Origin of the sequence: Nostocoides sp. (genome assembly GCF_037045025.1) — a bacterium.
In the GTDB taxonomy this organism is placed as follows: domain Bacteria; phylum Actinomycetota; class Actinomycetes; order Actinomycetales; family Dermatophilaceae; genus Nostocoides_A.
In genome coordinates this window covers 150,280-170,795 of record NZ_JBAOHM010000019.1, presented here as the reverse complement: position 1 = coordinate 170,795, position 20,516 = coordinate 150,280, and the positions used below count along the sequence as shown (strand labels likewise).

The 20,516-nt window shown below is 68.6% G+C and carries 17 protein-coding genes and 2 tRNA genes; 11 read left to right on the top strand and 8 right to left on the bottom strand.

What is annotated here, in order from left to right:
- Positions 1-12 precede the first annotated feature (12 nt).
- Positions 13-876 (bottom strand): sulfurtransferase, encoded by an 864-nt coding sequence (locus tag V9G19_RS27840; protein ID WP_462288626.1) that lies wholly within the window; start codon positions 874-876, stop codon positions 13-15.
- A gap of 55 nt (positions 877-931) precedes the next feature.
- On the opposite strand from V9G19_RS27840, the gene dusB reads away from it, so the two are divergent.
- From dusB to V9G19_RS27790, 10 genes are all read left to right on the top strand, one after another.
- Complete coding sequence (dusB, locus tag V9G19_RS27835) at positions 932-2,122, top strand: tRNA dihydrouridine synthase DusB (protein ID WP_462288625.1); 1,191 nt, start codon at positions 932-934, stop codon at positions 2,120-2,122.
- A 24-nt stretch (positions 2,123-2,146) separates the two neighbouring features.
- The gene (locus V9G19_RS27830; protein WP_462288624.1) at positions 2,147-2,815 is read left to right on the top strand and encodes a YdeI/OmpD-associated family protein; all 669 of its coding nucleotides are present in this window, start codon (positions 2,147-2,149) and stop codon (positions 2,813-2,815) included.
- Complete coding sequence (locus V9G19_RS27825) at positions 2,812-4,056, top strand: deoxyguanosinetriphosphate triphosphohydrolase (protein ID WP_462288623.1); 1,245 nt, start codon at positions 2,812-2,814, stop codon at positions 4,054-4,056. The genes V9G19_RS27830 and V9G19_RS27825 overlap by 4 nt, the downstream gene beginning before the upstream one ends.
- Positions 4,057-4,156: 100 nt before the next feature.
- Entirely contained in the window at positions 4,157-6,109 is a 1,953-nt protein-coding gene (dnaG, locus tag V9G19_RS27820; RefSeq protein WP_462288622.1) for a DNA primase, read from the top strand.
- Positions 6,109-6,630: a hypothetical protein gene (locus tag V9G19_RS27815; protein WP_462288621.1), complete on the top strand. Its 522-nt coding sequence runs from the start codon at positions 6,109-6,111 to the stop codon at positions 6,628-6,630. Before dnaG ends, V9G19_RS27815 begins: the two co-directional genes overlap by 1 nt.
- Before the next feature lie 114 nt (positions 6,631-6,744).
- The gene (locus V9G19_RS27810; RefSeq protein WP_462288620.1) at positions 6,745-9,660 is read left to right on the top strand and encodes an FAD-binding and (Fe-S)-binding domain-containing protein; all 2,916 of its coding nucleotides are present in this window, start codon (positions 6,745-6,747) and stop codon (positions 9,658-9,660) included.
- Positions 9,657-11,360 (top strand): L-lactate permease, encoded by a 1,704-nt coding sequence (locus V9G19_RS27805; protein WP_462288619.1) that lies wholly within the window; start codon positions 9,657-9,659, stop codon positions 11,358-11,360. The genes V9G19_RS27810 and V9G19_RS27805 overlap by 4 nt, the downstream gene beginning before the upstream one ends.
- Positions 11,357-12,124, top strand: coding sequence for a (Fe-S)-binding protein (locus V9G19_RS27800; protein ID WP_462288618.1), 768 nt, complete (start codon positions 11,357-11,359; stop codon positions 12,122-12,124). Before V9G19_RS27805 ends, V9G19_RS27800 begins: the two co-directional genes overlap by 4 nt.
- Positions 12,121-13,641, top strand: a complete 1,521-nt coding sequence (locus V9G19_RS27795; RefSeq protein ID WP_462288617.1) for a LutB/LldF family L-lactate oxidation iron-sulfur protein — start codon at positions 12,121-12,123, stop codon at positions 13,639-13,641. The genes V9G19_RS27800 and V9G19_RS27795 overlap by 4 nt, the downstream gene beginning before the upstream one ends.
- On the top strand, positions 13,638-14,312 hold the full coding sequence (locus V9G19_RS27790) for a LutC/YkgG family protein (RefSeq protein ID WP_462288616.1): 675 nt from the start codon (positions 13,638-13,640) through the stop codon (positions 14,310-14,312). Before V9G19_RS27795 ends, V9G19_RS27790 begins: the two co-directional genes overlap by 4 nt.
- Before the next feature lie 171 nt (positions 14,313-14,483).
- Here the strand turns inward: V9G19_RS27790 and V9G19_RS27785 are convergent, their stop codons facing one another.
- The 7 genes from V9G19_RS27785 to V9G19_RS27755 all read right to left on the bottom strand — a co-directional run bounded on the left by V9G19_RS27785 (position 14,484) and on the right by V9G19_RS27755 (position 20,135).
- Positions 14,484-15,749 carry a polysaccharide deacetylase family protein gene (locus tag V9G19_RS27785; RefSeq protein ID WP_462288615.1) on the bottom strand — a complete coding sequence of 422 codons (1,266 nt, stop codon included), beginning with the start codon at positions 15,747-15,749 and terminating at the stop codon, positions 14,484-14,486.
- 153 nt (positions 15,750-15,902) lie between these two features.
- A tRNA-Asn gene (locus V9G19_RS27780) sits at positions 15,903-15,975 on the bottom strand.
- 66 nt (positions 15,976-16,041) lie between these two features.
- The gene (locus V9G19_RS27775; RefSeq protein ID WP_462288614.1) at positions 16,042-16,944 is read right to left on the bottom strand and encodes an amino acid ABC transporter permease; all 903 of its coding nucleotides are present in this window, start codon (positions 16,942-16,944) and stop codon (positions 16,042-16,044) included.
- Entirely contained in the window at positions 16,941-17,621 is a 681-nt protein-coding gene (locus V9G19_RS27770) for an amino acid ABC transporter permease (RefSeq protein WP_462288613.1), read from the bottom strand. Before V9G19_RS27770 ends, V9G19_RS27775 begins: the two co-directional genes overlap by 4 nt.
- Before the next feature lie 78 nt (positions 17,622-17,699).
- Positions 17,700-18,551 carry a glutamate ABC transporter substrate-binding protein gene (locus V9G19_RS27765; RefSeq protein ID WP_462288612.1) on the bottom strand — a complete coding sequence of 284 codons (852 nt, stop codon included), beginning with the start codon at positions 18,549-18,551 and terminating at the stop codon, positions 17,700-17,702.
- A gap of 39 nt (positions 18,552-18,590) precedes the next feature.
- Positions 18,591-19,331 carry an amino acid ABC transporter ATP-binding protein gene (locus tag V9G19_RS27760; protein WP_462288611.1) on the bottom strand — a complete coding sequence of 247 codons (741 nt, stop codon included), beginning with the start codon at positions 19,329-19,331 and terminating at the stop codon, positions 18,591-18,593.
- 156 nt (positions 19,332-19,487) lie between these two features.
- Positions 19,488-20,135, bottom strand: coding sequence for a LysM peptidoglycan-binding domain-containing protein (locus V9G19_RS27755; protein ID WP_462288610.1), 648 nt, complete (start codon positions 20,133-20,135; stop codon positions 19,488-19,490).
- 199 nt (positions 20,136-20,334) lie between these two features.
- Between V9G19_RS27755 and V9G19_RS27750 the strand changes: the two genes are divergently transcribed.
- A tRNA-Ile gene (locus V9G19_RS27750) sits at positions 20,335-20,408 on the top strand.
- Positions 20,409-20,516: the final 108 nt, after the last annotated feature.

Here is a 20,516-nt window from a genome sequence, read left to right as displayed (position 1 = left end):
GCTCCGGATCGGTCACGGGTTCCCACCGGTCGCCACCGGGCGCGCCGGGTCGGCGACCCATTCACTCCACGATCCCGCATACAGTGCCGCGGGAATGCCGATCTCGCGCAACGCCAGTGCCAGGTGCGCGGCGGTGATGCCGCTGCCGCAATAGACGCCGACTCGGGCATGGTCGAAGGCGCCGAGGTCGGCGAAATAGCCGTGCAGCTTCTCCCGGCCGAGGAAGCGGCCGTCGTCGGCGACGTAGTCGCTCATCGGGGCATTTGCGGCACCGGGAATGTGCCCGGCCACGGGGTCGATCGGCTCGCTGCGGCCGGCGTAGCGCTCGGGCGAGCGGGCATCCAGCAATAGACCGGTGCGCGCCAGCTCGCCGGCAGCATCCGCGTCGAGGACGGGCAGGCCACCGGGGCGCACCGTCACCGTGCCAGGCTCGGCCGCGGACGGCACCGCAGCGGTCACCTGGAGCCCGGCGGCGCGCCACGCCGCCAGGCCGCCGTCGAGGACGCGGACGCCCGACAGACCGGCATAGGAGACCACCCACCAGGCACGGGCAGCGCTCATCGCATTGCCCTCGTCGTAGGTGACGATCACCGAGTCGTCGTCGACACCGAGATCGCGCAGCGCCGCCTGCAGCCGCTCCATGTCCGGCAGCGGATGCCGCCCGCGCGGTCCCGGCGGATCCGCCAAGACCGAGTCGAGATCGACGAACCGCGCTCCGGGAAGGTGCGCTTCGGCATACAGCTGACTCCCGGAGGGCCCGGCGGGCAGGCGCGGATGGGAGAGCCGAAATTGGACGTCGAGCAGGACCAGCCCGCTCGCCCGGGCAGGATCGGCCAGCCACGCCGCCAGCTCGGGCACGGTGATCAGCACCGACATGTCCTAAGCCAAGCACACCGGGCGGCGCCGCGGGGATGGGAGAATCGATGCCGCCATGACCACGCTCGCCTGCTCACCCACCGTGCTGCCACCGCTGCAGTTGGGAGGGTTGACGATCGCCTCGCCGGTCGTCCTCGCCCCGATGGCCGGCATCACCAATCGCGCCTTCCGGCGGCTGTGCCGCGAATTCGGGACGGTGGGCGCGAGTGGGGCGGACGCTCTGTATGTCAACGAGATGGTCACCGCTCGTGCACTTGTCGAGCGGCACCCGGAGACGCTGCGGCTGATCGAGCACGACCCGGGGGAGCGGCCCCGGTCGGTGCAGCTCTATAGCGTCGACCCGGCGACGACCGCCGCCGCCGTCCGGATGCTCGTCACCGAGGACCGCGCCGACCACATCGACCTCAACTTCGGCTGCCCGGTCCCCAAGGTGACCCGCAAGGGCGGCGGGGGAGCCCTCCCGTGGAAGCGCGATCTCTTTGCTGCGATCGTGCGTGCTGCCGTGCGCGAGGCGAGTCCGTATGCCGTTCCGGTCACCGTCAAGATGCGCCTCGGGATCGACGCCGATCACCTGACCTATCTCGACGCCGGGCGGATCGCCGAGGGCGCCGGCGCGGCCGCGGTCGGCGTGCATGCGCGCACGGTGGCGCAAGCGTATTCGGGGCAGGCCGACTGGAGCCTGATCGCCCGGCTCAAGGAGGCCGTCCGCACGATCCCGGTGCTCGGCAATGGCGACATCTGGTCGGCCGAGGATGCGCTGGACATGGTGGCCCGGACCGGCTGCGACGGGGTGGTCGTCGGTCGCGGCTGCCTCGGCCGGCCCTGGCTGTTCACCGACCTCGCCGCGGCCTTTGCCGGCTCGGCGGCCCGGGTGCAGCCGAGCCTCGGTGAGGTGGCCGCGACGCTGCGCCGGCACGCGGTATACCTCGTGGAGTTTTATGGCGACGAGCTGCGCGGGTGTCGCGACATCCGCAAGCATATCGCCTGGTATCTCAAGGGTTTTCCCGCCGGATCGGCAGTGCGCAATAGCCTGGCGCTCGTCGATTCGCTGGCCGCGTTGGACGCCCTGCTCGGCGAACTCGACCCCACCGTGCCGTGGCCGGGGCGGGACGCCGAGGGCCAGCGTGGTCGCGCGGGGTCACCGCGCCGCGTGGTGCTGCCGGAGGGGTGGCTGGACAGCCCCGATCTCACACCCGCCCAGGCGGCCCTCGTCGCCGAGGCCGAGTTGTCCGTCTCCGGCGGCTAGGACGCGTCTGGCACAGTGGGAGCCGTGAACGCGAGGATCGGCCAGCCCGGGGGCACGCGCGAGCGTCCGGCACTGTTCTTCTCCGGTCCCGAGGAATTCCGGGCCTGGCTGGCCGCCAACCACGACAGCGCGAGCGAGCTGTGGATGGGGTTGCGCAAGAAGCACGTTGCCGATCGAGGGCTGATGTGGGCCGAGGCGGTGCCTGAGGCGTTGTGCTTCGGCTGGATCGATTCGGTGTCTCAACGGATCGACGCCGACACCTCCCGGCAGCGCTGGACGCCGCGGCGCCGCGGGAGCGTGTGGAGTGAGGTGAACATCGCCCACGCCGAGCGGTTGATCGCGGCGGGACGGATGCAGCCTGCCGGCCTCGCGGCATACGAGGCGCGCACCCCCGAGAAGTCGGGGATCTATGCCTACGAGCAGGGCCAGGGGGTTCTACCGCCCGAGTATGCCGCGCGTCTGGCGTCGGAAGCTGTTGCGGCGCAATGGTTCGAGCTCGCCCCGGCGAGCTATCGCAGGCTGGCTGTGCACTGGGTGCTCAGCGCCAAGCAGTCGACCACCCGCGATCGGCGCATCGATCAACTGATCGCGGACAGCGCCCAAGGACAGCTGATCAAACCGCAGCGCTATGGTGAGGAACCGGGTTGGGTCGCCAAGAACCGGTCAAGGCTCGGGCTCGGTGACCCGGAGTGAGCCCGGCTGGCGACGGCTATCTGGCTGCCGACCGCGAGCGCTGGGTTGCCGAGGATCCGGCCCACAAACGCAGCGACCGTGACGATTTCGCCCGCGACCGCGGCCGGCTGATCCACTCGGCGTCGTTGCGGCGCTTGGCCGCCAAAACCCAGGTCGTCGCACCCGACAGCGACGATTTTGTCCGCAATCGGCTCACCCACTCCTTAGAGGTGGGACAGATCGGGCGGGAGTTCGGGGCCGCGCTCGGCTGCAACGCCGACGTGGTCGAGACGGCCTGCCTGGCGCACGATCTCGGCCATCCGCCGTTCGGCCACAACGGGGAGCGAGCACTGGACGAGCTGTGCGGCGCGATTGGCGGCTTCGAGGGCAACGCCCAGTCGCTGCGCATCCTGACCCGGTTGGAGGCCAAGCGATCTCGCCCTGACGGCCGTTCCGCTGGCCTCAATCTGACTCGGGCTAGCCTCGATTCGGCGACGAAGTACCCGTGGTGCCGCGGATTTCTCGCCGACAGTGTCAAATTCGGTGTCTATGACGACGACGTCGAGGTGTTCAAGTGGATGCGTGACGGACGCCCCAACGGTGAGCGCTGCCTCGAGGCCGATGTCATGGACTGGTCGGACGACGTGGCCTATTCGGTCCACGACGTCGAGGACGCGATCGCCTCGCGCCGGCTCGACCCCCGCCGGCTGCGTGACCCCGGGGAGGCCGCCGCGGTTCTCGCTGTCGCGCAGGGGGCCTATGCGCCCGACCTGGGCGCCGACGCCCTCGGGGCCGCGCTGGAGCGGCTGCTCGCGCTGGGAGTTGTGCCCGCGGCATACGCCGGGACGCGGGAGGATCTGGCCGCGCTGAAGGACATGACCTCGCGACTGATCGGCCGCTTCGTGCTCGCCTCCGAGCAGGCCACCCGGGAGCGCTTCGGGCCGGGCCCGCTCGTCCGATATGCCGCCCGCCTCGTCGTCCCGGACGCCACCCGTGCCGAGTGTGCGGTGCTCAAGGCGGTCGCTGCGCACTTCGTCATGTATGCCGATGAGCGCCGCGGTCAGCTCACCCGCCAACGCGAGCTGATCGCCGCACTCGTCGCCGCCTACCTGGAGGAGCCGGGCCGGCTGGACGTCGAGCGGCAAGCCGACTTCGCCGCGGCGGGCAGCGATGACGAGCGGCTGCGGGTGATTGCCGACCAGGTCGCCAGCCTGAGCGATCTGCGGGCCTGGGCGATCGGGCATGCCTGGCAATTGCTGTGACGTGCGGGTGACAAGACCTGTGGATAGGCCGCGCCCGGCGGGGGCGAGGTCCGTTTAGAGTGGGGCAACGCCACCAGCGCAGCGGGAAGGAGCGTGGATCGTGGCCGGCCGGATCCGGGCCGAGGACATCGCGCTCGTCAAGGAACGCACCTCGATCGTCGACATCGTGCGCGATCACGTCACGCTGCGGCCGGCCGGCGTGGGCACCCTGAAGGGGTTGTGCCCCTTCCACGACGAGAAGACGCCGTCGTTCACCGTTCGCGATGCGGTCGGCACCTTCCACTGCTTCGGGTGCGGCGAGGGCGGGGACGTCGTCGCCTTCGTCGAGAAGGTCGACCACCTGACGTTCGTCGAGGCGATCGAGCGATTGGCCGGCCGGTTGGGGATGGAACTGCGTCGCGAAGAGGGCGGTGGTCCCGGCCCGGGCGAGGGGATCGGCCGGCGCACGCGGCTGATCGAGGCGCACCGGATCGCCCAGGAGTTCTATGCCGAACGGCTACTCGATGGCCGTCCCGACAGCCGCGCGGCCCGGGATTTCCTGCGCGAGCGCGACTTCGACCGCGCCGCCGCGCTGCAGTTCGGTGTCGGCTACTCCCCGCGCGGCGGGGAGGAACTGGCCACGCTGCTGCGCGGGCGCGGCTTCACCGAGGACGAGATGACCGCGGCCGGGCTGGTCGGGCGCGGCTCCCGGGGGCTCTACGACCGCTTCCGCGGGCGGCTGATGTGGCCGATCCGCGACACCTCCGGCGACACGATCGGCTTCGGCGCCCGGCGGCTGTTCACCGACGACCGGATCGAGGCCAAATACCTCAACACCACCGAGACGACGATCTACAAGAAGTCGCAGGTCCTCTATGGCATCGACCTGGCCAAGAAGGCCATCTCCACTCAGCGCAAAGCCGTTGTCGTAGAGGGATATACCGACGTGATGGCGGCCCAGCTCTCCGGCGTGGACGGCGCCGTGGCCACGTGCGGCACGGCGTTCGGCGTCGACCACATCAAGCTGTTACGCCGGCTGATGCGCGACGAGCCCGGTCTGGAGCCGGCCAAGATCGTCTTCACCTTCGACGGCGACGCGGCCGGGCAGAAGGCGGCGATGAAGGCCTTCGAGGAGGATCAGCGCTGGACGGCCCAGTCCTATGTCGCGGTCGCCGCCGACGGGATGGACCCGTGCGACCTGCGGCTGCGCAAGGGCCCGGCCGCCGTCGCCCATCTCGTCGAGGAGGCCGTCCCGATGTTCGAGTTCGTCGTGCGCACGCTGCTCGCCCGGCAGAATCTCGCCACTGCCGAGGGGCGGGTGCAAGCTATGAAAGCCGTTGCCCCCGTTATCAACAGCATCAAAGACCCGGCGTTGCGCCCCGAATACCTGCGCACCGTCGCCGGCTGGATCGGCGTCGAGGTCGACCAACTGGCCGCGTCGGCCAAACGCGCGGGTACCCTGTCTGACGGTGATCGTTCCCGGGGCTCTCGGGAGGAGCGGACCGACCGCGGCCGACCGGGTGACGTGGACGAGGCCCACGTCCAGCCGAGCGCCGCCGAATTGGCCGCGGCGCTGCCCCGGCCCAACCTGCGCAACCCCCTGGCCGTTGCCGAGCGCCAACTGCTGCAGGTGCTGCTGCAGTTCCCCAGCATGGTCACGGGGGACGCATTGGAGGGCATCGGTTCCTCCTCCTTCGTTGCCGTTGCGCACGGCGTGGTCTATGACGCGATCCGCCGGATCGAGGCCGCTCCGGGGATGACGCTGGCCGGCTGGGTCGACGCGGCCGCCGCCAACGCCCCGTTGAGCGCGCAGCCATTGATCACCGAACTCTCGGTGGCGCCGTTGCCCACCACCGTCGACGCGGCGACCGGCCTGCCCGAGGCGCGCTATGTCGATGCCTTGTTGGGACGGGTGCGTGAGTCCGCTCTGCGCCGTCAGATCGAGGATGCCCTCTCGCTCATTCGCCGGCTCAGCGCCGACCCGCACGTCGACGCCGGCGAGGTCCGGGCGGTCTCGGCCGACCTGTCCGGGCTGCAACGGCAACTCGCCGATCTGCGAGAAGGGATGTCCTGATGGCATTTTCGTTGCGCCGCTCGGAGCGCACCGGGGAGATCCCCGACGCCATACGAGCGGCTCTCGGGTTGCTCCCGCGGGAGCGGATCCTCGCCAGCGCGCAGGACACCGACGGCACCTGGGTGGCGGTCGGCACCGCTCGGCTGTATGCCGTTCCGGCCGCCGGTGAGGTGCTCGCGCGGCCGTGGCATCTGGTCGACACCGGGTCGTGGGATCACGACCACTTCACGCTGACGATCACCTGGGTCGACGGCTCCCGACCGCAGCAATGGGTGTTCCGGAACGCCAGCGGGTTGCTCGCCGCCTTCCGGGAGCGGGTGCAGGCCTCCGTCGTGTTGAGCGAGAGCGTGCCGGTCGGGGCCCGTCAAGCGCGAGTGGTTATCCGCAAGAACCTGGCCGACGGCACCCTGCACGACCAGACGATCTTGGGCAAGGGCATGCGAATGTCCGATCCGGAGGTCGCGCAACGTGTCGGCGACACCCGCGCCCGACTTCGCGAGCAGGTCGGCCTCGGCCGCTGACGAGGCCACCCACCCCTGAGCACGTGCGACGCGTCTCGCCTCGGGTGCGTGCCGCGGTTGACCAGATCGGCGAACGACCCTAGCGTGCGGTTACTACCCACGTCAGGAGCGATGATGCCCAGCGAGTCGAGGTCGGCGGAAGGAGGCGCATTCGTCCACCGGCTGCAAGAGGTTCTCGGCGCGGAGCACGTCAGCGACCGGTTGCTGGACCGGGCTCGGCTGGCCCACGATGCCTCCCACTACCTCCTTGAGCCGGCCGCGGTGGTTGTCGCCCGAGGCGCCCAGGATGTCGCCGCCGCGGTGGCGGTTGCGGCCGCGGCCGGTCGATCGGTCACCTTCCGCTCCGGTGGGACGTCGTTGTCGGGCCAGGCGGTCACCGATGGCCTGCTCATCGACACCCGGCGCTGCTTCCGCGAGATCGAGGTGCTCGACAACGGAGCCCGGGTGCGCTGCCAGCCGGGGGCAACCGTCCGCGCAGTGAACACTCGGTTGCGGCCTTATGGGCGCCTCCTTGGCCCCGATCCCGCCAGCGAGATCGCCTGCACGATCGGGGGCGTGGTCGCGAACAACTCCTCCGGGATGACGTGCGGGACGACGGCCAACACCTACCGGACGCTCGGCGGCATGCAGGTCGTGCTGGTGTCCGGGACCCGCATCGACACCGCTGCACCCGACGCCGACGACCGGCTGCGCACGCTCGAGCCGCAGCTGTATGCCGGCCTGCTCGCCCTGCGCGACCGCGTCCGCGGCAATCCCACATCGGTCGAGCGGATCCGGCATTTGTTCGCGATGAAGAACACGATGGGCTACGGGCTCAACGCCTTCCTCGACTACGACACCGCGACGCAGATCCTCGCCCACCTGATGATCGGCTCCGAGGGCACGCTCGGTTTTCTCGTCGAGGCGACGTTCAACACCGTCCCCCTGTACGCGCACGCGGGCACCGCCTTCCTCGTCTTCGACGACATCGGCCGGGCAACCGAAGCGCTCCCGGCCCTGGTGGCCGCCGGGACGGCGACTGCCGAACTGCTCGACGCCAGCTCGCTCCGGGTCGCGCAGCGCCTGCCGGTCACCGTGCCGTCGCTGCGGGAGTTGGCGGTCGAGCGGCATACGGCCTTGCTCGTGGAGGCTCAAGCCGACAGCCCGGAAGAGCTGGGTGAACGTCTGGCCCGGCTCGGCGCCGTCGTGGCGGGCCTCGGCGGACTCACCGACCTCGGCCACCCGGTCGAGTTCACCAGCGACCCCGCCGAGCGCGCGGTCCGCTGGCAGGTGCGCAAGGGCCTCTACACCGCGGTCGCCGGGGCACGCCCGGCCGGCTCGACCGCGCTGCTGGAGGACGTCGTCGTGCCGATGCCGGCGCTGACCGGCCTGGTCGGTGACCTGCAGGAACTGTGCGGACGCCACGGCTACGGAGACACGGTGATCTTCGGCCACGCCAAGGATGCCAACCTGCACTTCATGATCAACCCCGATCTGCGCGACCCGGCCCAGCTTGAGCGGTATGCCGCGTTCAGCGATGATCTCGTCGATCTCGTTCTCGCGGCGGATGGTTCGCTTAAGGCCGAGCATGGGACCGGCCGGATCATGGCACCCTACGTCGAGCGGCAATATGGGCCGGAACTCTATGCCGTGATCCGCGAGATCAAGCGGCTCTTCGACCCCGGCGGCGTCCTCAATCCCGGCGTCATCGTCACCGACGACCACGACCAGCACCTCAAGGACCTGAAGATCCCCGAGATCGTCGATGCCGACATCGACCGGTGTGTCGAATGCGGATATTGCGAACCCGCCTGTCCGGCAAAGGACGTGACGACGACGCCGCGTCAGCGGATCGTCCTCATGCGAGAGCTGCAGGCCGCCGACACAACCCGCCGCGAGGAGCTCTCACCCGACTTCACGTATGCCGCGGTCGAGACCTGCGCCGCCGACTCCCTCTGCTTGCTCTCCTGCCCGGTCGGCATCGACACCGGGAAGGTGATGAAGCGGAAACGACACGACGCCCAGCCGGTCATCGCCCAACGCGTCGCCGACGGGCTCGCCGAGAACTGGGCCACGACCCTCACCGCCCTTCGCTGCGGAATCGGCGTGGCGGAACACCTTCCCGTCGCCGTGTTGACCGCGGCGACGCAGACCGCCCGCGAGTTTGCATCGCCCGATCTCATTCCGCTCGTCGGGGACGACCTGCCCGGGCCGGGGGTGAGCCGCCGGACGTCGGCACGCCACGAGCCGGGCGATGTGGTCTTCTTTGCCTCCTGTATGGGCGAGCTCTTCGCCGCTGCTGCATCTCCCGACCCGACGGCCGCCGATTCGGTGCCGCGGGGGGCCGCCTTTGCCTTCCTCCGGCTCTGCGATGCCGCCGGGGTGCGCGCTCAGCTACCCGTGGGTTTGGAGTCCCTCTGCTGCGGAACCGTTTGGCGCAGCAAGGGATTGACCGATGGGCTGCGCACGATGGCGATCGCGACCGCGACCGCGCTGCTGACGGCGACCCGCGGTGGCGCGGTTCCCGTCGTCGCCGAGGCGAGTTCGTGCACGCATGGGCTGCATAGCCTGGCCGCCGACTTGGCGGCGGCAGGTGAGCACGTGCTCGCGCAACAGGTGGCTGGGCTGGACATCATGGACAGCACTCGCTTTGTTGCGACCCGGGTGCTTCCCGGGCTGACGCTGACCCGCCGGGTCGGGTCGGTCGTGGTTCACCCGACGTGCTCCGACCAGCACGCCGGCGATATCCCGCACCTGCTGGCGATCGCGCAGGCGTGCGCCGATCGTGTGGTCGTCCCCGATGACGCCGGCTGCTGTGCGTTTGCCGGTGACCGGGGCCTGCTCCATCCGGAGTTGACCGCATCGGCGACCCGCCGGGAGGCCGCGGAGGTGAGCCGCGCGGCATACGACGCCTATGTCTCGACCAACCGGACGTGCGAGATCGGGATGAGCCGGGCGACCGGACGTCCCTATCGCCATGTCCTCGAACTGCTCGACGAGCTTGTCGCAGAATCCCGTTCACCGATCACGCAAGGAGGCAGGTCGCGATGACCGCGGCATACACCCCCAACCCCACGGCGGTGGGCGGCAGCCTGTGGCTCAGCGCGCTCATTGCGCTGTTGCCGCTGGCGACCATCTTTGTCACTCTCGGTGGGTTGCGCTGGAAGGCGCACGTTGCCGGGCTGACCTCGCTCGCCGTCGCCATTCTTGTGGCGGTTCTGGCCTTCCGGATGCCGGCCGGCCTCGCGCTGCTATCGGCAACCGAGGGAGCGGTTTTTGGGCTCTTTCCGATCACCTGGATCGTGTTGACCGCGATCTGGCTTTATCAGGTGACGGTGATCAGCGGCCGCTTCGAGGACCTGCGTGAGACGTTCAACCTCGTCTCGGATGACCCGCGGGTCACAGCGATCCTCATCGCCTTCTGTTTCGGCGGGTTGATGGAGGCCCTTGCCGGCTTCGGCGCCCCCGTTGCCATCACCGGCGTCATGCTGATGGCGGTCGGGTTCTCCGCGCTGCGGGCGGCGATGATCGTGCTGCTGGCCAACACCGCGCCTGTGGCCTTCGGCGCGATCGCTATCCCGATCATCACGGCCGGCAACCTGACCGGGATCGACTATCACGACATCGGCGCCTATGTCGGGCGGCAAACCCCGCTGCTCGCCTCGTTCGTCCCATTGCTGCTCGTCTACCTCGCCGACGGCGTTCGCGGCCTCAAGCAGACCTGGCCGGTCGCCCTCACCGTCGGGATCAGCTTCGGGATCGCCCAGTTCATCAGTTCCAACCACATTTCGGTTGAGCTGACCGACATCATCGCCTCCCTGGTCGGTCTGGCGGCCGGCGTGTTGCTGCTGCAGGTGTGGAAGCCGGCCGGACAGGCGGAAGCCCACGAGCGGCTCCATGCAGAACTGGATCGGGAGCACGCCGAACTCGGCCTGACCGACCCCGACGCCGGCGGGGCCGGGGGCGTCTCGACAATCACCAAGGCCGCTGTCGCGCAACGGATCACGGCGGGCCGGATCGCGATGGCATTGTTCCCCTATCTGCTTGTCATCGTGGTTTTCTCCCTGGCCAAGCTGTGGACGCCGCTCAAGGACTTCCTGGCCGGCACCGACCGCAAGATCCATTGGCCGGGGCTGGACGGGGAGATCCTCAACAAGGCGGGAAAGCCGGTCAGTTCCACGGTCTACAACTTCCAGTGGCTGTCCTCGCCGGGCACCTTGCTGTTGATCTGCGGCATCATCATCGCGCTTGTCTATCGGGTTCCGTTGGGCAAGGCAGCCGCGGAATTCGGAGCAACGGTTCACAAGATGCGGTTCTCGATGCTCACCATCGCCTCGGTCCTCGCGCTCGCGTATGTCATGAACCTTTCCGGACAGACGATCACGATCGGCACCTGGATCGCCGGCACCGGTGCCGCGTTCGCCTTCCTCTCGCCAATCCTCGGCTGGATCGGCACTGCGGTCACCGGCTCCGACACCAGCGCGAACGCGCTCTTTGCCACGCTGCAACAGACCGCCGCCGCCAAGGCGGGTATCGATCCGACGCTGCTCGTGGCGGCGAACACCTCCGGTGGGGTGGTGGGCAAGATGATCAGCCCGCAGAACCTGACGATCGCGGCGACTGCGGTCGGGCTGCTCGGCCAGGAGTCGCTGATTTTCCGCAAGGTCGTCGGCTGGAGCATCGGGTTGCTGGTCGTCCTCTGCCTGCTCATCGGCCTCCAGTCGACCGTCCTGTCGGGGATGCTGCCATGACCGTCTCGGCGCCCGGGGCGGGCAAAACCGTTGCGCTGTTTGCGACCTGCATTAACGACACGATGTTCCCGCAGACTCCGAAGGCGGTCGTCGGGCTCCTGGAGCGGCTCGGCTGCACCGTGGAATTCCCTCTCGGACAGACCTGTTGTGGGCAAATGTTCACCAACACCGGCTTCTTCGACGAGGCACTGCCGACGGTGCGCAACTATGCGGACGTGTTCGCGGCATACGACTATGTCGTCGCACCGTCGGGCTCGTGCGTGGGCTCGGTGCGTGATCAGCACCCGATGCTTGCCGAGCGCACGGGTGATCGGGCGCTCGTGGAGAAGGTGCGCGCGGTGACGGCGCGGACGCTCGACCTGAGCGAGTTCCTGGTCGACGTCCTCGGCGTCACCGACGTCGGCGCCTACTTCCCCCACCGGGTCACCTATCACCCGACCTGCCACTCGGTTCGGGTGGCCAAGGTCGGCGACCGCCCGTTCCGGCTGCTTGAGGCGGTCCGCGGACTCACGCTCGTGCCGCTGCCGGCCGCCGAGCAGTGCTGCGGCTTCGGCGGCACGTTCTCGGTCAAAAACCCGGACGTGTCCGTCGCTATGGGCGCCGACAAGGCCACCCACGTGATGGAGACTGGCGCCGAATATGTTGTCACCGGCGACAATTCCTGTCTGATGCACATTGGCGGGATTTTGAGCCGGCTCAATTCCGGGATTCGGCCGATCCACCTCGCGGAGATCCTCGCTGCCACCGAAGGAGCGCACTCATGACACGCGCGACCACACCCGCCACCGCCGCTTCCACCCGGCAGCGGCGCACGCCGGCCCCGCCGGAGGCAACCTTCCTCGGGATGCCCGCCTTCCGATTCGGCGCCCGAGAGGCGCTGGCCAACACCCAGCAGCGGCGCAACCTGCGGCACGCGACCGGGACCATCCGGGCCAAACGGGCGGCCGTCGTCGGCGAGGTCCCCGGCTGGGAGGATCTGCGCCGCGCGGGAGAGGCGATCAAGAACGACGTCCTCGCCCACCTCGATCGCTATCTCGTGCAGTTCGAGGAGCAGTTCACCAAGGCCGGCGGGACCGTCCACTGGGCCAGCGATGCCGCCGAGGCCAACCGGATCGTCACCCAGCTCGTGCAGGCCACCGGAGTCGACGAGGTAGTCAAGGTCAAGTCGATGGCCACCCAGGAGATCGACCTGAACGAGGCGCTCGAAGAGGCCGGGATCGCCGCCTGGGAGACCGATCTCGCCGAGTTGATCGTCCAACTGGGCCATGACCGGCCGAGCCACATCCTCGTCCCGGCGATCCACCGCAACCGCTCCGAGGTCCGCGAGATCTTCTTGGAGGAGATGGGCCGCTACGGCACCGCGGCGCCGAGCGACATCTCGGACGAGCCGCATGACCTTGCCGGCGCCGCCCGAATCCACTTGCGGGAGAAGTTCCTCCGCGCCAAGGTCGCCATCTCGGGGGCGAATTTCGCTGTCGCAGAGACCGGCACCCTGGTGGTGGTTGAGTCCGAGGGCAATGGGCGGATGTGCCTGACCCTGCCCGAGACGCTGATCTCGGTCGTTGGGATCGAAAAGATCCTACCGACGGTCGCCGACCTGGAGGTCTTCCTCCAGCTGTTGCCGCGCAGCAGCACCGGCGAGCGGATGAACCCCTACACCTCGATGTGGACCGGCGGCGCCAGCGGTGACGGGCCGCACGACGTGCATGTCGTGCTCATCGACAACGGGCGCACCGAGGCGCTTGCCCACCTGCACGGGCGGGCCGCGCTGCGCTGCATCCGCTGCTCGGCCTGCCTGAACATCTGCCCCGTCTATGAGCGGGTCGGTGGGCACGCCTACGGCTCGGTCTATCCCGGGCCGATCGGTGCCGTGTTGACCCCGCAGTTGCGCGGCATCACCAGCGACATCGACGCCTCGCTGCCCTATGCCTCCAGCCTGTGCGGCGCGTGCTTCGAGGTCTGCCCGGTCCGCATCGACCTCCCCGAGCTGCTCGTCCAACTGCGGCACGAGGTCGTCGAGAAGAAGAAGTCGCACGCTCGCGTGCCGGGCGCCAACCAGGCGATCTTTGCCGGCGCCAGCTGGATGATGGCCGATGCGCGCCGGCTGACCGCCGTGCAAAAGCTCGCCTCGGCGTCCAACCGGGTGATGCCGAAGTCGGGTCGGATCGGCGCGCTGCCCTGGCCGATGTCGAAATGGTCCAAGGCCCGTGACCTGCCGGCACCGCCGGCCGAGTCGTTCCGGGACTGGTGGAAGCGCGAGCACGAGGGTGGCCGCTCATGAGCAGCCGGGAGGCGATCCTCACGCGCATCCGGGAGGCCAACCGCGCCGTCGAGGAGGAGCGTGCCGAGCTGGCCGCGCTGCGTGGCGACAACGGCGCACCCGCCGTCGCCGCCTGGGAATATGGCCAGCCGACCGAGATGCCGGACGTCCTCGGCCGGTTCGTCGAGCGGGTCGAGGACTACAAGGCCGCCGTGGTGCGCATCCCCGGGGACGCGGTCGCGGGAGCGATCGGGGCGGCGCTGCGCGATCACCACGCCACCAGCGTGGTGGCGCCGAGCGGCATACCGGGGGAGTGGCTGGCCGATGTCGGCGACCTGAGCGTCCATCGCGACAATCCCCTTCTCTCCCATGCCGAACTCGACACGACGTCGGCGGTGATCACCGACGCCGCCGTCGGCATCGCCGAGACCGGGACGATTGTGCTTGACCACGCGCCGGGGCAAGGACGCCGGGCGCTCAGCCTCGTCCCCGACCTGCACATCTGCCTGGTCCGGGCCGATCAGGTGGTCAGCGACGTCCCCGAGGCCGTCGCCCGGCTGGGCGACGCCGTGCGCGCCGGGCGCCCGCTCACCTGGATCAGTGGCCCCAGCGCGACGAGCGACATCGAGCTGAGCCGGGTCGAAGGCGTCCACGGCCCTCGTACCCTGCACGTCATTTTGATGGACTGCTGATCCGCTTCGCTGGTCTCGAGAGCAGAGGACGCTGGATCCGTTTCGGGCTCGGCAGGCACGTCGGCAGGGCCCAGCCAGCGGGCTGATGACGACCTATCGTCTCACTCGTGCCGCCGAGGCCGACATCGCGGTTTGGGCGGCACGGCCCGTCCACGGCCATCTCGGCCACTATCACTTCACCGACGGTCGGCGGGCGTCGATGCTCTTGGCGACGTCGAAGAACTGCCACAGGACGTGGCGCTTGTTGGCCAGCGCCCGGCCCATGCTCAACCCGTCGACGTTGATCCGCGCCTGGCGCAGCGAGCCGGCGCTCAGTTGCATCCACGACGGCGTGGCGGAGTTGATCGGGAAGAAGTAGTCGAAGCCGTATTGGCCGTGCAGCAGCCGGTATTTCGCGTTGGCGTCCGTGTAGGGAGCGGCGGTGGAGATGTCGGCGCCGAACGGGAAGATGAACTCCCGCGTGGGGCCGACGATCGGTTCGACCTCGGTGCGCCAGCGCTGGGAGTCGGCGGCCAGGATGCCGACGCTGTCCTTGGTGAAGTCGATGTGCCCCCACGAGTGCGACGCGAACCGCCAGCCGTCGGCTTTCAGGGCCGTGGCCACCCGGGTCGCCCGGGTGATCTCGGCGCGGGTCGTGTCGGTGTCGCCATACTTGATCATCGAACTGCGATATCCCAAGACGCCGTTGTAGCCGGTGACGCCGAGCGTGCCCTTGTCGCCGCGATAGGAGAAGTCGGGGTGCTTGGCAACGAAATCGTCGACGATGGGGGCGACATCGAAGCGGCCTTGGCGCTTCGTGCCGTCTGCGGCGACGTAGTCGTTGACGACCTTGCCGCGAGAATTGAGCGTCAGCCGGGCGGCGAATCCGTCGGACTCCATGTATTCGTAGTAGTTGACGTCGTCGACCGACAGCACCAGCGGCTGCTTGCCCGGCGGTAAATAGATCCGCTTCCAGGCCGCGACGCCCGCCTCATCGACGCCGGCAATCCGTTCGGGATGCACCAGCACGAAGCCGCGGTCGTAGAGGTCGCGCAGTTGGGCCCGGAACTCCTCGATCGTGACCATGTAGTCGTCATACCCGCGGGCCGTTGGGCTGGAGAACGCGCGCGCCGGGTCGACGATCAGCGAGTGATAGAAGAGGTGGCTGATCGTCGCATTGTCGGGGTAGGCCGTGGCTGCCTGCTTGCGGCGGGTCAACTCGGCGAGCTGATCCTGTGCTCCCGGCATCCCGGTCAGCAGCCTGATCGCCCCGTTATAGTCGTATGCCGCCGCCAGCCGCTCGGCTTTCGCGCGTGCGGCGGCCGACGGGTCGGGTGTCGTTGACGAGGACGTTGACCGCGGCGAGGACGTCGTCGCAGTGGTGCAGCCGATGAGCATTCCCGTCAGCGCCAGGAGTGGTAGTGCTCGTGCCCACGGGCCCCGCGCCGTGGCCGCCATGTCATCCTCCCGTCGTTGACCGAGGTCCAACGCTACGTCGCGGCCGTGCCCAGCCGGCCGAGACACGGCGAAGCTGCGGCGGTGAGATCTCATGCCGTGCAGACGCGCCACGCCGCCGGTGGGTTGGCGCAGCGGGGACGAGAAGCGGGTGAGCTCCCCCGGTTGGACTCGAACCAACAACCCTTCGGTTAACAGCCGAATGCTCTGCCAGTTGAGCTACAGGGGAAGGTCTGGCGCGCCAATGGGCGCTGGGAAACCATAGCAAACCGTTCGGCGCGGCACGAAACCCCGGTCAGCGCGGCTGCGTCAGCGGCTCACCCGGGTCGGCCTCCACCGAGGCACCGGGGATGGTCGGGGCGCGACCGACGGCGGTGCCGGCAGTGTGGCCGCGGCGGTTGATCCGCGCCTCCAGGCGGCCGGCGAGCCAGCTGAGCAGGTAATTGATCGTGATGAAGATCGCCGCGACCACGAGCAGGGTGGGAATGACATTCGACTTGCTCGAGGCGAGGTTTTGGCCCTGCTGCAGCAACTCCGGATAGGTGATGATCGTCCCGAGCGCGGTGTCCTTGAGGATGACGACGAGCTGGCTGACCATCGCCGGCAGCATCGCGGTGACGGCCTGGGGGAGCAGGATCGAGCGCAGTGCCTGGCCCTGGGTGAGCCCGATCGACAGGCCCGCCTCGCGCTGCCCGCTCGGCAGGCTGTAGACGCCGGAGCGGACCAACTCGGCGATGACCGAGCCGTTGTAGAGGGTCAACGCGGTCACGACTGCCGCGAGCGGGTTGATCGCCGCGGGGAAGACCTGGTTGTAGGCATAGACGCCGAAGAAGAAGATCATCATGATCAGCACGGGCACGGCACGGAAGAACTCGACGATCGCGCCGCTGACCCACCGGACCAGCCGGACTTCGGACAGCCGCCCGACGCCGAACACGAACCCGAAGACCAGGGCGAGCACGACCGAGATCGCCGCCCCCTTGATCGTGTTCCATAACCCGATCAGCAGGTAGTAGCGCCAGGTGCTCCATTCCAGGAACGGGCTCCACTTGGCGCCGGTGAACTCGTCATTGCGCGCCAGCGCTCGGATGACGAGGACGACGACGAGTAGGGTGAGCAGCCCGCCGATGATCGCGACGAGGCGATGCCGAGCGCGGGCCTTGGGGCCGGGGGCGTCAAAGAGGACCGAGGCGCTCATCGCTTGACCGCCATCCGTTGGGACAGGTGGGTCAATCCGACGCCGATCGGCAGCGTGAGCAGCACGAAGAAGCCGGCGACGATCAGGAAGATCCAGACGCTCAGATCGATGCGGAACTCCAACGCGTCCCGCATGAACGCCGCGGTCTCGGCCACGCCAATCGCATAGGCGACCGTGGTGTTCTTGATCAACGCGATCAGCACCGACGCGAGCGGCGCGATCGCGCCGCGAAGAGCCTGCGGCAGAACGACATACCGCAGGCTTTGGCCGAACCCCAGGCCGATCGAGCGGGCCGCCTCGGCCTGGCCGGGAGGCACGGTGTTGATCCCACTGCGGATCGCCTCGCAGACAAATGCCGCGTGATAGACCGCCAAACCGACGATCGCCCAGCGCACGCCGTTGTCGACGATCGATGTGGGGCTGTCTGCGGGCGCCAGGTTGAGCCGCAGCTGATAGTGCAGCGCGAGCAGACAGAAGGTGACGATCAGCGTCAGCGGGGTGTTGCGGATCAGATTGACGTATGCCGTTCCGACGACATTGAAGATCCGCACCGGTCCCACGCGCATCACCGCGAGCAGCACCCCGATGACGAAGGCACCGATCGCGGAGAAGAACGCCAGATAGAGCGTCTGCCCGAAGGCGTGCCAGATATCGAACTGGTCGAAGAGTTCACTCACCGGGCAGCTCCTTGGCGGACGGGTCGAACCGACGCGACCGCGCGCCCACGAGCAAGCGGTGGGCGCGCGGCATACGGATCAGGAGCAGGCGTCGGTCTTGGGCGGGTTCGTGGAGGTGTCGACCTTGAAGCCGGCCGGGCCGAAGTTGGCGTCGACGGCCTTTTGCCAGTCGCCGGAGTCGACCATCTTCTTCAGTGCGGTGTTGACCTTCTCGCACAACGCGACATCGCCCTTCTTCAGGCCGACGCCATAGCGCTCCTCGCTGAAGGTCTTGCCGACGACCTTGAGCTTGCCCTTGTACGCCGGCTGCGCGGCATACCCGGCGAGAATCGTGTTGTCGGTGGTCAGGGCGTCGAGCTGGCCGTTGACGACGAGGTCGAGGCACTTGCTGTAGGTGTCGAAGTTTTGCAACTGAACGCCGGGGTAGCTGTCCTTGACCTTCTGGGCCGAGGTCGAGCCGGTCACCGAGCACAGCTTCTTGCCGTCGAGGTCCTCCGGGCCGGCGATATCGCTGTCGGCAGCGACGAGGAGGTCCTGGCCGGCGACGAAGTAGGGGCCGGCAAAGGAGACCTTCTGCTTGCGCTCGTCGGTGATCGAGTAGGTCGCGAAGATCAGCTCGACCTGGCCGGTGGCGATCAGGTCCTCGCGCTGCTTGCTCGGGGCCTGGATGAAGGTGACCGGGCTGCGCCCGAGTTCCTTGGCGACATAGTTGGCGACATCGACGTCGAACCCGGAGTAGGTGTTCCCGTCCTTCAGGCCAAGGCCCGGCTGATCGAACTTGATGCCGATCTTGATCGCGCCGCTGCCGCCGCCTGCCCCGGCCGTTCCCGAGCCGGACGTGCTCGTGCCCCCCGAGTCGTCGCCGCAGGCGGTCAAGGTGAGCGCCAGCGTGGCGGCCCCGATGAGGGCGCCGATCCTGCGTGTGTTCATTGATGTGTCCTTCCGTTGGTTCCCGCGGGGGATGAGGTGTCAGTGAGTGAGGATCTTGCCGAGGAAGTCCTTGGCGCGCGCGGACTTTGGGTTGGTGAAGAACTCCTGCGGGCTGGCTTCCTCGACGATTTGGCCGTCGGACATGAACACGACGCGATTGGCCGCCTTGCGGGCGAAGCCCATCTCGTGGGTGATGACGATCATCGTCATGCCCTCCTTGGCCAGCGCGACCATGACGTCGAGGACCTCGTTGATCATCTCGGGGTCGAGGGCCGAGGTCGGCTCGTCGAAGAGCATGACCTTGGGCTCCATCGCCAGGCTGCGGGCGATCGCGACCCGCTGCTGCTGGCCGCCGGAGAGCTGGGCGGGGTATTTGTGGGCCTGCTCGGCGACGCCGACGCGATCGAGCAGCTCCATCGCCCGCTTCTCGGCGTCAGCCTTGGACAGCTTGCGCACCTTGATCGGGCCGAGCGTGATGTTGTCGAGGATCGTCTTGTGGGCGAAAAGGTTGAACGCCTGGAAGACCATCCCGACGTCGGCGCGCAGCCGGGCCAGGCCCTTGCCCTCCTGCGGCAACGGCTGGCCGTCGATGGTGATCGTGCCGGACTCGATCGTCTCCAGGCGGTTGATCGTGCGGCACATCGTCGACTTCCCCGAGCCGGAGGGGCCGATGACGATCACGACCTCACCGCGCTCGACGCTGAGGTTGATCTCCTTCAGCACGTGCAGGTCGCCGAAGTGCTTGTTCACCCCGGAGAGCACGACCAGTGGTTGGGCCATGCGCGCAACCTACATTCCAGGGCCGGTGGGGGTCGAGGCAACACGGCCTTGTTCCCGTTTCGAGACCTCCGGCTTTGCTTCCGGCGGCCGGGGTGGACGCACGAACGCGGCCGCGATGGTGATCACGGCCGCGTTCGAGCGAGGTGTGCGCCGGGGTCAGCGCTTGGGGATCTTGAACTTCTGACCGGGGAAAATCAGGTCGGGGTTGTCGATGTGGTTGATCTTGGCGATCGTCCGGTAGGGCACGCCGTAGCGCGCGCCGATCTCGGAGAGGGTGTCGCCGCTCTTGACGGTGTAGGTGATGTACTCGTCGTCATCGTCGTCGTGCTTCGGCTTGTCCGCGGCCTTCTCGCGCGGCTTCTCTTGCGCCGGCTTGGGTGCGGCCTCCTTCGGAGCGGCCGACTTGTCGGCTTCGGCCGGGGCGGGCACCGACCTGCTCTGCTCGGGGGCAGGGGCGATCGTGGGCTCGGGGGCCGGCGCCGGAGCGGGGGCGGGTGCCGGTGTGGGGGCGGGCGCCGGGGCGGCAGTGTCGGCCTTGTTGTCCTTGGTCTCCTCGGCCTTCTTTTGGGCCGCTTCCTCCGCGGTCAGCCGGTCGGCTTCGGCGCGCAGCGAGGTGGCCTCGGCCTTGAGGCCATCGGCCTTGGCCTGCAACTCGGGGTAGTCGTTGTCGCCGTCGGCCTTGGCGTTGGCGGCCTTCGAGGCGGCCTCGGCGGCGTTCGCCTCGGCCTTGTCGGCCGCCTCGCGCGCGTTCTCGGCGGGCGAATCGAAGCCGAGTGCGTCCTTGACGTTGTCCAAGAAGCCCATGCTTTGGGAAACCCCTTTCGTGTGGTCGTGCCGGGCAGGCCCGACGCGGTGAGCCCGTTCGGGCTCGCGGAGTCACGAACCTAGCGCAGCCCTGGGCCCCGGCAGGGCCTTGGCGATGGCCGTCCTTTGCCGCCTGCCGTGGGCCCGCGCCGCTTGGATAGGCTGCGGTCACTGCTTCGGTATGCCGCCGCGGCAGGTCGGGGCGTTAGCTCAGTCGGTCAGAGCAGCGGACTCATAATCCGCCGGTCCAGGGTTCAAGCCCCTGACGCCCCACCGATGAAGGTGCAGGTCAAGTGCAGTGCTGGAATGGCTGACGACGTGATCGAGATGCACGCGTGCTAACGCCCTGCTAACAGAGCGGACGCGAGGGTCGTCTGTTCG